Annotated in this window: 8 protein-coding genes; all 8 read left to right on the forward strand. The window is 60.7% G+C overall.

The features are described 5' to 3' along the window. Nucleotides 1–8: 8 nt before the first annotated feature. The 8 genes from CFBP1590_RS12885 (at nt 9) to CFBP1590_RS12920 (ending at nt 16,201) form a co-directional block, all read left to right on the forward strand. Nucleotides 9–1,736, forward strand: a complete 1,728-nt coding sequence (locus tag CFBP1590_RS12885; protein ID WP_088235174.1) for an autotransporter assembly complex protein TamA — start codon at nt 9–11, stop codon at nt 1,734–1,736. Nucleotides 1,737–1,741: 5 nt separating this feature from the next. Next, on the forward strand, nt 1,742–5,422 hold the full coding sequence (locus CFBP1590_RS12890) for a translocation/assembly module TamB domain-containing protein (protein WP_088235175.1): 3,681 nt from the start codon (nt 1,742–1,744) through the stop codon (nt 5,420–5,422). Between the two features lie 113 nt (nt 5,423–5,535). Next, nucleotides 5,536–6,453, forward strand: coding sequence for a LysR family transcriptional regulator (locus CFBP1590_RS12895; RefSeq protein ID WP_088235176.1), 918 nt, complete (start codon nt 5,536–5,538; stop codon nt 6,451–6,453). Nucleotides 6,454–6,545: 92 nt separating this feature from the next. Further along, entirely contained in the window at nt 6,546–7,046 is a 501-nt protein-coding gene (gene tpx / locus CFBP1590_RS12900; RefSeq protein ID WP_088235177.1) for a thiol peroxidase, read from the forward strand. Between the two features lie 149 nt (nt 7,047–7,195). Then, nucleotides 7,196–8,512 carry an MdtA/MuxA family multidrug efflux RND transporter periplasmic adaptor subunit gene (locus tag CFBP1590_RS12905; RefSeq protein ID WP_004884454.1) on the forward strand — a complete coding sequence of 439 codons (1,317 nt, stop codon included), beginning with the start codon at nt 7,196–7,198 and terminating at the stop codon, nt 8,510–8,512. After that, nucleotides 8,509–11,619, forward strand: a complete 3,111-nt coding sequence (locus tag CFBP1590_RS12910) for an MdtB/MuxB family multidrug efflux RND transporter permease subunit (RefSeq protein ID WP_004884455.1) — start codon at nt 8,509–8,511, stop codon at nt 11,617–11,619. Before CFBP1590_RS12905 ends, CFBP1590_RS12910 begins: the two co-directional genes overlap by 4 nt. Next, on the forward strand, nt 11,616–14,723 hold the full coding sequence (locus CFBP1590_RS12915; RefSeq protein WP_088235178.1) for a multidrug efflux RND transporter permease subunit: 3,108 nt from the start codon (nt 11,616–11,618) through the stop codon (nt 14,721–14,723). Before CFBP1590_RS12910 ends, CFBP1590_RS12915 begins: the two co-directional genes overlap by 4 nt. Beyond that, on the forward strand, nt 14,720–16,201 hold the full coding sequence (locus CFBP1590_RS12920) for an efflux transporter outer membrane subunit (RefSeq protein ID WP_088235179.1): 1,482 nt from the start codon (nt 14,720–14,722) through the stop codon (nt 16,199–16,201). The genes CFBP1590_RS12915 and CFBP1590_RS12920 overlap by 4 nt, the downstream gene beginning before the upstream one ends. The last annotated feature ends 84 nt before the right edge of the window (nt 16,202–16,285 follow it).

Raw genomic sequence — 16,285 nt, forward strand, 5'->3', positions numbered from 1 at the left:
CCATGCCCATGAAGCTTTTCAGAATATGCAGTGGCGGTGTGCTTGTGATGTCTTTGAGTGCTGCGGCCCTGGCCGATGCACGCCTTGATGTGCAGATCACGCCCGCCAACCCAGACCTCAAGGCCAACATCGAAGGTTATGTCGGTGAGCTTGGCGAGCGTAATGCCCAGGCGCTGCGCAACTTCAGTCTGGGTGCGGAACAGCAGGCAGAAAAGGCGGCTCAGGCGCTTGGTTACTACCAGGCGCAGATCGACAGTGAAATTCAGGACGGTGAAAACCCTCGCCTGGTCATCAAGGTCTTGCCGGGTGAGCCTATCCGCTTGCGCAACGTGGTCGTCCGGGTCGAAGGTCCGGCCGCGTCCCTGAAAGCGTTCAAGGTGCCGCAGAGCGATGCGCTCAAGGCCGGTGCCGTTCTGAACCATGGTCATTATGAAGACGCCAAACGGCTGATTCAGAATCAGGCATCCCGCTATGGTTTCTTCAGCGGTCGCTTCACGAGCCAGCGCCTTGCCATTGACCCACGCGCCGGTGTTGCGGACATCGAACTGGTGTATGACAGCGGACCCCGCTATTCGCTGGGCAAGGTGATGTTCAGTGGTGATTCGCCCTTCGACGAAGATCTGCTCAAGCGAATGGTGCCGTTCAAGGAAAACACGCCTTACGATTCGCAGTTGATTGCGGAGCTGAATCAGGCGATGCAGGCAAGCGGCTATTTCGAGGGCGTGCGTGTGGACGCTGCACCGACCGCAGCAGTCGGTCAGGTTATCCCGGTCACGGTTCAGCTTGAAACCCGCAAGCCACGCACCATGGGCCTGGGTCTGGGTTTCTCCACCGACGTCGGGGTCAGAGGCAAGGCCAACTGGACCCGGCACTGGGCCAACGCCCAGGGTCACAGCTACGGGTTCGAGTCGGAACTCTCGGCCCCTCGGCAGAACGTGGGTCTTTGGTACGACGTGCCGCTCGATCCGCCGTTGACCGACAAGCTGCGTTTCGCGGGCGGCTATCAATACGAAGAGATCGCAGGTACCGACAGCCTCAGCAAGCTGCTGACCGTCGGCCCCGAATGGCACAGCAAATTGCCCAGCGGCTGGGAGCGGGTGATTTCGCTTAAATGGCAACGCGAGGAATACCGGCTCGGCGATGATTCCGGTCTGAGCACCTTGCTGATGCCGGGCATCAGCTATTCCTACCTGCGCAGCGACGACCGCATCGACCCGCACAAAGGCTACCGGCTGCAATTCGATGCGCAAGTGGCCAAGGAGGGGGTTGGGTCCGACGCCAACCTGATTCGCGGCAACGTGCTGCTCAAAGGACTGACCACCGTTGCGCAAAATCACCGTTTCCTCGGGCGCGTGCAGTTCGGCGGCAACTTCACCGATGGCTACACCTCGATACCCCCGTCACTGCGCTTCTTCGCGGGTGGCGATCAGAGCGTGCGCGGTTATGACTACCAGACCCTGTCACCGACCAACTCCGACGGCGACCGGATCGGTGGGCGCTACATGGTCGCAGGCAGTGTCGAGTATCAGTATTCCATTGCCGAAAAATGGCGACTGGCGACCTTTGTCGATCAGGGCAATTCATTCAATAATCTGGATCTGCCGAGTCTGAAAACCGGTGTGGGATTTGGTGTGCGCTGGGTTTCTCCGGTCGGACCGCTGCGTCTCGATCTGGCGCATCCACTGGACGATGACGGCGGCGTTCGTCTGCACTTTTCCATGGGGCCGGAGCTTTGACGAGGATGAACATCAAGCGCGGCCTGAAAATCGCCGGCCTGAGCCTGCTGGCGGTTTTGCTGATTCTGGTGGCAAGCATCTGGATGGTAGTCGGCACCCAAAGTGGCAGCCAGTGGGCACTGGCGCGAGTGCCAGGCCTGCAACTGGAGAACTTTCAAGGCCGGCTGGGCGGGCAGTGGAGCGCCGACCGGTTGCTCTGGCTGCAAGGCGAGGACCGCGTCGAGGTCCAGGCGCTGGCATTCGACTGGACGCCGGGTTGCCTGCTCAAAATGACGCTCTGCATCGATCGACTGAACGCCGAAAAGATCATGCTGCACTTTGCGCCCGGCACCGAGCCAGCCAAAGAAGGCCCCATCACGTTACCCAATCTCACGTTACCGCTGGCTATTCAGCTCAAGGATGTCCAGCTTGGCAGTCTGCAACTCGACGGCATCGAGCAATTGCGCGACCTCAGGCTTGCCGCGCACTGGACGGCTCAGGGGTTGCAGATCGACAGTGCGCATCTGCAACGTGACGAACTGGTGCTGGACCTCAACGGCCTGCTCGATCCTGCTGGCGACTGGCCGCTGACCCTTGACGGGCAATTGCAATTGCCGCCGCAGGACGGCAAACCCTGGATGCTGGCCCTGGATATTCAGGGCGATCTGCTCAAGACCCTGCACCTCAAAGCCGACAGCAGCGGGTACCTGGCAGGGGTTCTGAGTGGAGAGTTGCAACCGCTCGCCGAGCATTTGCCTGCTCGCCTGAAACTGACCTCGGATCGCTTCAGGCCCAGCGCAGGATTGCCGGAAACGATACAGCTCGATCAATTGCTACTGACCGCCGAAGGTAATCTGGACAGTGGCTATCAGATCAACGGAACGGCTGGCCTGCCTGCTGAAAAAAGCCCCATGACTCTTGTGCTGCAAGGGCTTGCGGATGCCAAGGGCGCCACCATTGACGCGCTGAACCTCGCCGCCAGCGAGCAACAGCGCCTGTTGGTCAATGGCAAGCTGAACTGGGAAACCGGTTTCAGCGCAGACGCTTCCGTCGACTGGCTCGATTTCCCGTGGCAGCGGCTTTACCCGCTTGAAGCGGAGCCTCAAGTGGCGCTGCATGCGTTCAAGGGTGATGTGTCCTACACCGACGGCAAGTACCTGGGGAATTTCAACGCGGGTCTCAAGGGGCCGGCCGGCGCGTTTACCGTCGTCAGTCCGTTCAGCGGCGACCTGCAGCGGATCTATCTGCCGCAACTGGAAGTGGTGGCCGGGCAGGGCAAGGCCAGCGGTCATCTGAACCTGCAATTCGCCGACGGCATCGGCTGGGACACGGCGCTGGACCTGAGTGCGCTTGATCCCTCGTTCTGGGTGGCTGAACTGCCCGGCACGCTGGCCGGTCCTTTGCGCAGCAAGGGGCAGTTCAAAAACGAGCAACTGGAGCTGACCGCCGACCTGGATCTGAAAGGTCGCCTGCGCGGGCAACCCGCGGTGTTGCAGGTCAAGGCCGACGGCCGGGGTCAGCAATGGAATCTGGCCGGCCTGAGCATGCGCCTCGGTGACAACCGGATCGAGGGGCGCGGCAGTCTCGATCAGCGCCTGCAGGGTCAACTGGATCTGAATCTGCCGCGACTGGGCCAATTGTGGCCACGCCTGCAGGGTCAGGCTAAAGGACGTGTGGATCTGGCGGGCACCTTGAAGGCGCCGCAGGGCCAGCTCAATCTGCAAGGCAGCCAGCTCGCGTTTCAGGACAACCGTCTGCAAAGTCTGGTTGCCAGCGCGAAACTCGACCCGGCGCAACGCGCGACGATCAACGTCAAGGGCTCGGGTATTCAGGCGGGCGATACGGCGCTGGGGACGTTGACGCTGGACGGCCAGGGCACCCTCAAGGCGCAGCAGCTGAAGCTTGATTTGCAAGGACCGTTGCTCAAGCTGGCGCTCGCGCTGGACGGCACGCTGGATAACGGCAACTGGCGTGGCCGTCTGGCCAGTGGCAACGTCCAGAGCGGCGGGCAGGCCTGGCGTCTGCAACAGCCTGCAAAGATCGAACGACTGGCTGATGGCAAACTCAATTTTGGTGCGCATTGCTGGTTGTCCGGTAACGCCAGCCTTTGCGGTGAGGATCAGCGGCTGATGCCCCAGCCTCGCTTGCGCTATCACCTCAAGAACTTCCCGCTCGACAGCCTGGCCCAGTGGATGCCGAAGGACTTTGCCTGGAAAGGATCGCTCAACGCCGACGTTCAACTGGATGTGCCAGCAGCTGGCCCCAATGGCCAGATCACGGTCGATGCCGGTGGCGGCACCTTGCGGGTGCGTGATAAGGACCAATGGCTCGACTTCCCTTACCAGACGCTCAGGCTGACCAGCTCGTTGACCCCCAAGCGCATTGACTCGCGCCTCGATTTCGATGGCGCGAAGTTGGGGCGTCTGCTGCTGACAGCGCAGATCGATCCGCTGTCCAGCAACAAGGCGCTGTCTGGCGAATTCAGCTTGTCGGGTCTGGACCTGTCGGTGGCGCGTCCGTTTGCACCCATGGTCGAGAAACTCAACGGTCGTCTGAACGGCAGTGGTCGTCTGTCGGGTGGATTGCTTGCACCGCTGGTCAATGGCAGCGTGACGCTGCAGGGCGGCGAAGTATCGGGTCCAGAGCTGCCGATGGAATTGCTTGACCTGAATGTCCAGGCGCTGATTGCCGGGGAGAGTGTTCAGGTGAACGGCGGCTGGAAAAGTGGCGCTACGGGGCAGGGCGCTCTGACCGGACAAGTGGCCTGGGGACAGGCCTTGGTGGTTGATCTGAATCTGAAGGGTTCACGGCTGCCGATCCATGTGGAGCCTTACGCCGAAGTCGAAGCGGCGCCTGAGCTGAAAATTTCAATGCAGGGCGAGCGGCTGGCGGTCTCCGGCAAGGTCCTGATCCCCAAGGGAACCATCACCGTTCGTGAGTTGCCACCTTCAACCGTCAAGCTGTCGGGCGACACTGTGATTGTCGGCCAGCAGACCGAGGAGGGCGCGCCGCCGCTTGCCGTTGCCATGGACATCGACGTGGAAGTCGGTCAGGACAAGCTCAGCTTCAACGGCTTCGGCCTCACTGCCGATCTGGTCGGGCGTGTCCACATAGGCGACAACCTCGATACCCGTGGCGAGCTCAATCTCAACAACGGGCGTTATCGGGCCTATGGGCAGCGCCTGACCATTCGCAAGGCGCGGCTGCTGTTTGCAGGCCCTGTGGATCAACCTTATCTGGATATCGAAGCGATTCGTCAGACAGACGATGTGATCGCAGGTATTCGCCTGACCGGTAGCGCCGAGCAGCCAACCACCGAAGTGTTCTCGGAGCCTGCGATGAGTCAGGAGCAGGCGCTGTCCTATCTGGTGATGGGCCGTCCGCTGGGCAATTCCGGTGAGGACAACAACATGGTTGCGCAAGCCGCGCTGGCACTGGGCGTTGCAGGCAGTGCTTCGACAACTGGCAAACTGGCCGATAATCTGGGCATCAAGGACTTCGAACTGGACACCAGCGGCACCGGCGACAAGACCAATGTGGTGGCCAGTGGCAAGATCACCGACAAGCTGAGTCTGCGCTACGGAGTTGGCGTGTTCGAGCCTGCCAATACCATCGCGTTGCGCTACCTGCTCAGCAAGCGGGTCTATCTGGAAGCGGCCAGTGGAATCGCCAGCTCGCTGGACATATTCTACAAGCGCGACTTTTGATAGCGGGGCTGTCACAGAAGGCTGAAAAGATGTTGCGCTCGACAGAACAGGCAAGAACCCGCTAAAACGTTTCTTCTTATTGGCTCACCCAGCAAAGCGGAATACCGGTAATCATGGATCGATTCAACGCCATGCGCGTTTTCACCCGCATCGTCGAGCTTGGCGGTTTTGCCAGAGCCGCCGAGAGCCTGCAGATGCCTCGTGCGTCGGTGACGATCCTGATCAAGCAGCTGGAAGCGCATCTGGGTGTCCAGCTTCTGCAGCGCACCACGCGCCAGGTCAGTGCCACGCCTGATGGCAACGCATACTACCAACGCTGCCTGAGTCTGCTCGCTGATCTGGAAGATGCCGAGTCAGCGTTCTCATCCCTTAATACCGGGCCCAAGGGCCTGCTGCGGGTTGATCTGCCCATGAGTCTGGGATGCATGATCGTGATGCCCTCGCTGCCCGAGTTCACTCGACGTTATCCGCAGATCGAACTGGAGATCGGCATGAGTGACCGGCAGGTCGATCTGATACGCGAAGGCGTCGATTGCGTGCTGCGCGCCGGAAGTTCCCATGACGAGGCGCTGGTCGCCAGGCCGCTGGAAAACCTGACGCAGATGACCTGTGCCAGCCGGGTTTATCTGGATCAGCACGGCTCGCCGCTGGACCTTGATGAGTTGGCGCAGCATCAGGTGATCGAATATTTCTCGACCGGGACCAACAAGCGTTACGGGTTACAGTTCATGGTACGCGGACAATTGCACGAGCCGCGCCTACCGCGATCAATTGCCGTCAACAGTGCTGAAGGCTATATCGCTGCGTGCGAGGCTGGATTCGGACTTATTCAGGCACCGCGCTACCATATTGCCGACAAGTTGCGCAGCGGTACGCTGGTCGAGGTGCTGCGTGAATATCGACCGCCTGCATTACCGTTGATGGCGTTATATCCACCCCATCGACAGCTGTCGCGGCGGGTGAGGGTGTTTGTCGACTGGCTGGCTGAATTGTGTGCCCGGCCCGAGATCAGGGACAGGCTCAATTCCTGAGCGAATTCGGAATTATCCGATATAGGTCATGCTGCACTTTCGTGTTTAACTTCTGGTTCTTATCTAAACCCACTGAAAAAGGACATCGTTTCATGGCTCAAGTGACCCTCAAAGGCAACCCTGTTCAAGTCAACGGCGAACTGCCGAAGAACGGCAGCGCTGCACCTGCTTTCACACTGGTGGGTGCCGGTCTGGCTGAGGTGACTCTGCAGGAGTTCGCCGGCAAGCGCAAAGTGCTGAACATCTTCCCAAGCGTCGACACCCCGACCTGCGCGACGTCGGTACGCAAGTTCAACGCTCAGGCGAACGATGTGGCCAACGCCGTCGTACTGTGCATTTCTGCTGACCTGCCTTTTGCCCAGGCTCGCTTCTGCGGCTCCGAAGGTCTGGAAAACGTCAAGAACCTGTCCACCTTCCGCAGCGCCGATTTCAGCGAAAACTACGGCGTCGCCATTGCCGACGGTCCTCTGAAAGGCCTGACTGCACGCGCCGTTGTGGTTCTGGATGAAAACAACAACGTGCTGCACAGTGAACTGGTTTCCGAAATCGCTGAAGAACCGAACTACGAGGCTGCACTGGCAGTATTGAAGTAACGTTCGGCAACACATCGACGGCCTGAACCCGTTCAGGCCGTTTTTATTTGTGCTTCAACCGTTTAATGAAAGTAAGCGCTTGGTAAAGGCGCTTTGCTTGCAGCTCATCTGTGCTTATTGTTCAGCCTCCAAAGTAGCCCTCACCTGTAATGGTTGATTTATTCATGCAATCGTCTGGCCCCCGTAAATCCCGTCGCTGGTTGATCAGTTTGTTGGTTCTGTTGCTCATTGTCGGCCTGTGCTGGTGGTTCTGGCCCGGCTCTGCGTCGACGACCGGCACAGACACGGCTGGCAAAGCCACGCACACCAGCAAATCGAGTGGCATGGTCAGGCCAGGGTTTGGCGGCTCGGCTGCTGCCGTTCCAGTGCGCGTCGCGCCGGTGACACAGGGCGATTTCCCGATTTATTACAAGGCGCTGGGCACTGTTACTGCAACCAATACCATCAATGTGCGCAGCCGGGTTGCGGGCGAACTGGTCAAGCTCAACTTTCAGGAAGGCCAGATGGTGAAGGCGGGCGACCTGCTGGCGGAAATCGATCCGCGCAGTTATCAGGTCGCACTGCAGCAGGCCGAAGGCACGCTGGCAACCAATCAGGCACTGCTCAAAAATGCCCAGCTTGACGTTCAGCGCTATCGCGGCCTTTACGCCGAGGACAGCATCGCCAAGCAGACGCTGGACACCGCCGAGTCGCTGGTCAATCAGTACCAGGGCACCATCAAGACCAATCAGGCAGCGGTGGCCGAAGCGAAGCTCAATCTGGACTTCACCCGTATCCGCGCGCCGATTGCCGGCCGGGTAGGGCTCAAGCAACTGGACGTCGGCAATCTGGTGGCTGCCAACGACACTACTGCGCTGGTCGTGATTACCCAGACCCAACCGATTTCAGTCAATTTCACGTTGCCCGAGAAAGACCTGTCCAGCGTCATTGCCCGCTATCGCACCGGCGACAAGCTGCCCGTCGAAGCCTGGGATCGCGGCGACGTCAAGATGCAGGCCTCCGGCGTACTCGCCAGCCTCGACAACCAGATTGACGTGGCAACAGGCACCCTGAAGTTCAAGGCGCGTTTCGAGAATCGTGACGAAGCCCTGTTCCCCAATCAGTTCGTCAACGTCCGGCTGCGGGCCGACACGCTGACCCAGGCCATTCTGGTGCCCACCGCTGCGGTCCAGTTCGGCACCAACGGAACGTTCGTGTATGTCATGGACGGTGACAAGAAGGTCAAGATCAACCTGCTCAAGACCGGCCCGAGCAACGAGACGTCCACGGTTATCACCGAAGGTCTGGCTGCCGGAGCCCGTGTAGTGCTGGAAGGCACCGACCGTCTGCGTGACGGCGCCGAGGTCGAAGTGGTCAGTGACAGCAAGGACGTGCCCGCAGGGCCGGGCCAGAAACTGCAGGGCAAGCCTGACAGCGGTACCGATAAATCGGCGTCGGTGCTGAAGGCGGATAAACCAAGCGTATGAACATGTCCCGCCTGTTCATCCTGCGCCCGGTCGCCACCACGCTCAGCATGCTGGCGATTGTGCTTGCCGGTTTGATCGCCTATGGCCTGCTGCCGGTTTCGGCGCTGCCTCAGGTGGATTACCCGACCATTCGCGTGATGACGCTGTATCCGGGCGCGAGCCCGCAGGTGATGACCAGTGCCGTCACGGCGCCGCTGGAACGTCAGTTCGGTCAGATGCCGGGGCTGACCCAGATGGCCTCGACCAGCTCGGGCGGCGCTTCGGTCATCACGCTACGCTTCAGCCTGGAAATCAACATGGACGTGGCCGAGCAGGAAGTGCAGGCCGCCATCAATGGCGCCACCAACCTGTTGCCCACTGACCTGCCTGCGCCACCGGTCTACAACAAGGTCAACCCGGCAGATACGCCTGTACTGACCCTGGCGATCACCTCCAAAACCATGCTGCTGCCCAAGCTCAACGATCTGGTCGACACACGCATGGCGCAGAAGATCTCGCAGATCAGCGGCGTCGGCATGGTCAGCATTGCCGGTGGGCAGCGGCAGGCCGTACGAATCAAGGTCAACCCCGAGGCACTGGCTGCCAACAGCCTGAACCTCGCGGATGTGCGCACACTGATCAGCGCCTCCAACGTCAATCAGCCCAAGGGCAACTTCGACGGTCCGACCCGGGTTTCAATGCTGGATGCCAACGACCAGCTCAAGTCGCCCGAGGAATACGCCAACCTGATCCTGGCCTACAAGGATGGCGCGCCACTGCGCCTTAAGGACGTGGCGCAGATCGTCGACGGTGCCGAGAACGAAAGGCTGGCGGCCTGGGCCAATCGCAATCAGGCCGTTCTGCTGAACATCCAGCGTCAGCCGGGCGCCAACGTCATCGACGTGGTGGACCGGATCAAGACCCTGCTGCCCGGCATCACCGATAATCTGCCGGCCGGACTCGACGTGACGGTGCTGACCGATCGCACCCAGACCATCCGCGCCTCGGTCACCGACGTCCAGCACGAATTGCTGATCGCCATCGTGCTGGTGGTGCTGGTCACGTTCCTGTTCCTGCGTCGCCTGAGCGCGACGATCATTCCGTCGATTGCCGTGCCGCTGTCACTCGTCGGTACGTTCGGGGTCATGTATCTGGCCGGTTTTTCCATCAATAACCTGACCCTGATGGCGCTGACCATTGCCACCGGTTTTGTGGTGGACGATGCCATCGTCATGCTGGAAAACATTTCGCGCCACATCGAAGAAGGCGAAACGCCTCTGCAGGCGGCCTTGAAGGGGGCGAAGCAGATCGGTTTCACTCTGATTTCCCTGACCCTGTCGCTGATCGCCGTACTGATTCCGCTGTTGTTCATGGCCGACGTGGTGGGGCGGCTGTTCCGCGAGTTCGCCATCACACTGGCGGTCGCGATCCTGATTTCCCTCTTGGTCTCGCTGACCCTGACGCCGATGATGTGCGCGCGTCTGCTCAAGCGCGAACCCAGGGAAGAGGAGCAAAGCCGTTTCTATCGTGCCAGCGGTGCGTGGATCGACTGGCTTGTCCATGTCTACGGTGGCGGTTTGCGCTGGGTGCTAAAGCACCAACCGCTGACACTGCTGGTGGCCATCGGCACGCTGGGTCTTACGGTGCTGCTCTACATCATCGTGCCCAAGGGCTTTTTCCCGGTGCAGGACACCGGCGTCATCCAGGGCATTTCCGAAGCCCCTCAGTCCGTGTCTTTCAAGGCGATGAGCGAGCGCCAACAGGCACTGGCCGATATCATTCTGAAAGATCCATCGGTGGTCAGTCTGTCCTCTTACATTGGTGTGGATGGCGACAACGCCACGCTCAACAGTGGCCGGTTCCTGATCAACCTCAAGCCCCATGGCGAACGCGACCTGACGGCTGCCGAAATCATTCAGCGTATACAGCCGGAAGTCGACAAACTGTCGGACATTCGCCTGTTCATGCAGCCGGTGCAGGACCTGACCATCGAAGACCGCGTCAGCCGGACCCAGTATCAGTTCAGCATGTCATCCCCTGACGCAGAGCTGCTCAGCGAATGGAGTGTCAGGCTGGCAGATGCATTGGCCCAGCGCCCCGAGTTGACGGATGTCGCCAGCGATCTGCAGGACAAGGGGCTTCAGGTGTATCTGGTGATTGACCGGGATGCGGCCAGTCGGGTCGGCGTCAGCGTCGCCAACATCACCGACGCGCTGTATGACGCGTTCGGTCAGCGCCAGATTTCAACCATCTATACCCAGGCCAGTCAGTACCGGGTAGTGCTGCAGTCGGCGTCCGCCAGCGAGTTGGGGCCGGAAGCACTGGAACAGATTCATGTGAAAACCACTGACGGTGCTCAGGTCAAACTGTCGAGCCTGGCGCGGGTCGAGCAGCGTCAGGCGCAGCTGGCAATCGCCCACATCGGGCAGTTCCCGGCGGTCATGATGTCGTTCAATCTGGCGCCGAACATCGCGCTGGGCGAGGCGGTCGAGGTCATCGAGCAAGTGCAGAAGGACATCGGCATGCCGATTGGCGTACAGACCCAGTTCCAGGGCGCGGCGCAGGCGTTCCAGGCATCCTTGTCCAGCACGCTGCTGTTGATTCTCGCAGCCGTGGTGACGATGTACATCGTGCTGGGCGTGCTGTACGAGAGCTACATTCACCCGATCACCATTCTCTCGACCCTGCCTTCCGCTGCGGTCGGCGCGTTGCTGGCGCTGCTCATCAGCGGTAACGACCTTGGCATGATTGCCATCATCGGCATCATTCTGCTGATCGGTATCGTCAAAAAGAACGCCATCATGATGATCGACTTCGCGCTCGACGCAGAACGCAATCGTGGTGTCGATCCCGAGACGGCGATCTACGAAGCGGCCCTGCTGCGTTTCCGGCCGATCCTGATGACGACTCTGGCAGCGCTGTTCGGCGCCATTCCGTTGATGCTGGCCACCGGTTCCGGCGCAGAGCTGCGTCAACCGCTGGGTCTGGTGATGGTGGGCGGTCTGCTGCTGAGCCAGATTCTGACCCTGTTCACCACACCGGTGATCTACCTGTATTTCGACCGGCTGGGTCGCCGATGGAGCCGCAAACCTGACGCCCCGGTTCGACTGGAGAAGGCTGACGCATGAACCTGTCAGCACCCTTCATCCGCCGACCGGTCGCCACCGTTCTGCTGAGCCTGGCAATCATGCTGCTGGGCGCCGTCAGTTTCCGGCTGTTGCCGGTGGCGCCATTGCCGAACATGGATTTCCCGGTCATTGTCGTTTCGGCCAGCCTGCCGGGCGCCAGTCCGGAAATCATGGCGTCGAGCGTTGCCACGCCGCTTGAGCGGTCGCTGGGCACCATCGCCGGGGTCAACACCATGACCAGCAACTCGAGTCAGGGCACGACGCGGGTGATTCTGCAGTTCGATCTGGATCGGGACATCAACGGTGCGGCCCGTGAGGTTCAGGCTGCCATCAACGCATCGCGCAATCTGCTGCCCAGCGGCATGCGCAGCATGCCGACCTACAAGAAGGTCAACCCGTCCCAGGCACCGATCATGGTGCTGTCGCTGACGTCGACCGTGCTGGAAAAAGGCCAACTGTACGATCTGGCGTCCACCATCCTGTCGCAGAGCCTGTCCCAGGTCACGGGCGTGGGTGAAGTGCAGATCGGCGGCAGTTCGCTGCCTGCGGTGCGTATCGAACTGGAGCCCCAGTTGCTTTCCCAGTACGGCATCTCGCTGGACGAGGTGCGCACTGCGATCACCGGCAGCAACGTCAGGCGACCCAAAGGCTCGGTGGAAAACGATCAACACAACTGGCAGGTCCAGGCTAACGACCAGTTGGAAACGGCCAAGGATTACGCGCCGCTGATCATTCGCTATCAGGATGGCGCAACGCTGCGACTCAAGGATGTTGCCAAGGTCAGCGATGCGGTCGAGAACCGCTACAACAGCGGTTTCTTCAATGACGACAGGGCCGTGTTGCTGGTCATCAACCGGCAGGCCGGCGCCAACATCATCGAGACCGTGGCGCAGATCAAGGCCCAGTTGCCTGCATTGCAGGCCGTATTGCCTGCCAGCGTGAAGCTCGACATCGCCATGGATCGTTCCCCGGTGATCACTGCAACCCTGCATGAAGCCGAAATGACCCTGCTGATCGCCGTGGTGCTGGTGGTGCTGGTGGTGTTCCTGTTTCTGGGCAGCTTCCGCGCTTCGCTGATTCCAACCCTGGCGGTGCCGGTCTCGCTGGTGGGCACCTTCGCCCTCATGTACCTGTGCGGATTTTCCCTGAACAACCTGTCTCTGATGGCGTTGATTCTGGCCACGGGGCTGGTGGTGGACGATGCCATCGTGGTGCTGGAAAACATCTCAAGGCACATTCATAACGGTCTTGACCCCATGAAAGCGGCTTTTCTGGGGGCCAAGGAGGTCGGCTTCACGCTGCTGTCGATGAACGTCTCGCTGGTGGCCGTGTTCGTTTCGATTCTGTTCATGGGCGGTCTGGTCGAAAGCCTGTTCCGCGAGTTTTCCATCACGCTGTCAGTGTCGATCGTCGTCTCGCTGGTCGTTTCCCTGACGCTGACGCCCATGCTCTGCGCCCGTTGGCTGAAGCCGCGTGAGGCGGAGCAGGAGAATGCGTTTCAGCGGTGGAGCGAGCGGGTCAATGACCGGATGGTCGCTGGCTACGATCGTTCGCTTGGCTGGGTGCTGCGCCACCCGCGCCTCACGCTGGTGAGCCTGCTGATCACCATCGTGGTCAATATCGCGCTTTATGTCGTAGTGCCCAAGACCTTCCTGCCGCAACAGGACACCGGGCAACTGATGGGCTTCGTTCGCGGAGACGACGGCCTGTCGTTCAAGGTCATGCAGCCGAAGATGGAAATCTTCAGGCGCGCCGTGCTGGCGGACCCGGCAGTGCAGAGCGTCGCAGGCTTCATCGGCGGCAGCGGCGGGACCAATAACGCTTTCATGATCGTGCGCCTCAAGCCCATCGGCGAGCGCAAGCTGTCGGCCGAGAAGGTGGTCGAGCGGCTGCGCAAGAACCTGCCGCATGTGCCGGGCGGCCGTCTGTTTCTGGCCCCGGATCAGGACCTGCAGTTGGGCGGCGGGCGCGAACAGACCAGCTCGCAGTATCAGTACATCGTGCAGAGCGGCGATCTGGAAGTCCTGCGCGAGTGGTACCCGAAAATCGTCGCCGCGCTCAAATCGTTGCCGCAGCTCACGGCCATCGACGCGCGGGAAGGGCGAGGGGCGCAGCAGGTCACGCTGATCGTCAATCGCGACACCGCCAAGCGGCTGGGCATCGACATGAACATGGTCACCGCGGTGCTGAACAATGCCTACAGCCAGCGTCAGGTTTCCACGATCTACGACAGCCTGAACCAGTATCAGGTGGTGATGGAGGTCAACCCCAAATATGCGCAGGACCCGGTGACCCTCGAGCAGGTGCAGGTCATCACGGCCGACGGGCAGCGAGTGCCGTTGTCGAGCATCGCGCACTATGAACGCAGCCTGGAGAACGACCGCGTTTCTCACGACGGTCAGTTTGCCTCGGAGAACATTTCGTTCGATCTGGCCGAGGGCGTCAGCCTTGATCAGGCGACCGTCGCCATCGAGCGTTCCGTCGCAGCCATCGGCTTGCCCTCCGGGATCATTTCGAAGATGGCCGGGACTGCGAACGCGTTTGCCGCGACCCAGAAAAGCCAGCCCTGGATGATTCTCGGTGCCTTGCTGGCGGTGTACCTGGTGCTGGGGATTCTTTATGAAAGCTATATTCATCCACTGACGATCCTTTCGACCTTGCCGTCGGCGGGTGTGGGCGCCTTGTTGACCATCTATGTGCTGCGCAGCGAATTCAGCCTGATCTCGCTGCTGGGCCTGTTCCTGTTGATCGGCGTGGTCAAGAAGAACGCGATCATGATGATCGATCTGGCGTTGCACCTGGAACGGGATCAGGGCATGACGCCTCAGGAATCCATCCGCAGCGCGTGCCTGCAGCGTTTGCGGCCCATCCTGATGACCACCATGGCCGCCATTCTGGGCGCGCTGCCGCTGTTGCTCAGCACCGCCGAGGGCGCTGAAATGCGTCGGCCGCTGGGCCTTACCATCATTGGTGGTCTGGTGTTCAGTCAGGTGCTGACGCTCTACACCACTCCTGTGGTTTACCTTTATCTCGACCGCCTGCGTCACCGCTTCAGCCGGTGGCGGGGCCGTCGTACCGATGCAGCTCTGGAAACTCCGTTATGACTGATCGCCTCGACTCCAAACCCAATCACCGATGGCTGGTCAGGCCGCTTGGCATGGCGCTTTGCGTCTTGCTGCTGAGTGCCTGTGCGGTCGGCCCGGATTATCACAAGCCGGACATGGCCACACCTGCCAGCTTCAAGGCGGCAGCAGGCTGGAAGCAGGCGACGCCACGCGATGACGCAGTGGCCAGAGGCGCATGGTGGGAGGTCTACGACGACAAGGCGCTCAACGCACTGGTGGAGCGTCTGAACGCCTCCAACCAGACCGTGGCACAGTACGAAGCTCAGTACCGTCAGGCCCAGGCGTTGATTCGCAGCTCGCGAGCAGCGTTTTTTCCTACCCTTGATCTCTCCGTCGGCAAGACCCGCTCCAGTCAGGGAACCGGCAGCAGTACGTCGGGGAGCAGTAACCTCAACTCCGGCATCCGCGAGACCCACAGTGCCCAGTTGGGTGTCAGTTGGGAGGCCGATGTCTGGGGCAAGCTGCGTCGCGGCCTTGAGGCCGACACGGCCAACGCACAGGCAAGCCTTGCGGATCTGGCGGCCATGCGTCTGAGTCTGCAGTCGGAACTGGTGCAGAACTACCTGCAACTGCGCGTCATCGACGAGCAGAAGCGCTTGCTGGAAGCCACGGTCGATGCCTATCAGCGCTCGTTGACGCTGACCCAGAATCAGTACCGTGCCGGTATCTCGGGGCGTGATGCCGTGGCTCAGGCGCAGACCCAGTTGAAAAGTACCCAGGCCGATCTGATCGATCTGGCGTGGCAGCGGGCGCAATTTGAAAACGCCATTGCCGTGCTGATGGGCATGGCGCCAGCGGACTTCAATCTGCAGGCAACCACCTCCATCCCCAGACTGCCGCAGATTCCTGTCGGCTTGCCGTCCCAGTTGCTCGAACGCAGACCCGACATCGCTGCCGCCGAGCGTTCGGTGATGGGGGCCAACGCCAATATCGGTGTTGCGAAGGCGGCTTATTACCCTGACTTCACCCTGAGCATGAGCGGCGGCTATAACAGCAGTACGTTTGCCAACTGGATCAGTTTGCCGAATCGCTTCTGGTCGGTCGGTCCGCAACTGGCCATGACCCTGTTCGACGGAGGGCGACGTTCTGCTGAAGTGGACCGCACCGAAGCCGTCTACGACCAGACCGTCGCCCAGTACCGACAGACCGTGCTCAACGGTTTCCAGGAGGTAGAGAATTATCTGGTTCAGCTCAAGGTCTACGAAGAGGAAGCCGGGGTCCGTCAGGAAGCCCTGGTGGCTGCCCGCGACTCCCTGCGCCTGACCAGCAATCAGTACAAGGCCGGTCTGATCGGCTATCTGGATGTGGTCAACGTACAGGCCACGGCACTGAGCAACGAACGTACGGTGCTGAACGTGCTGCAAAGTCGCCTGATCGCCAGTGTGCAGTTGATCGCTGCACTGGGCGGCGGCTGGGATGCTCAAGAGGCGCAAGCGTCGCCGGTGGCCGAGCGCTGAGGTCATGGAGGTCTCTGTATGGCAGCGCTTGCTGACCGGTAAGGCCGGCTGAAACTGAAACACGGCGATGGCGTCTGATTCCAA

Origin of the sequence: Pseudomonas viridiflava (assembly GCF_900184295.1) — a bacterium.
GTDB lineage: Bacteria > Pseudomonadota > Gammaproteobacteria > Pseudomonadales > Pseudomonadaceae > Aquipseudomonas > Aquipseudomonas viridiflava.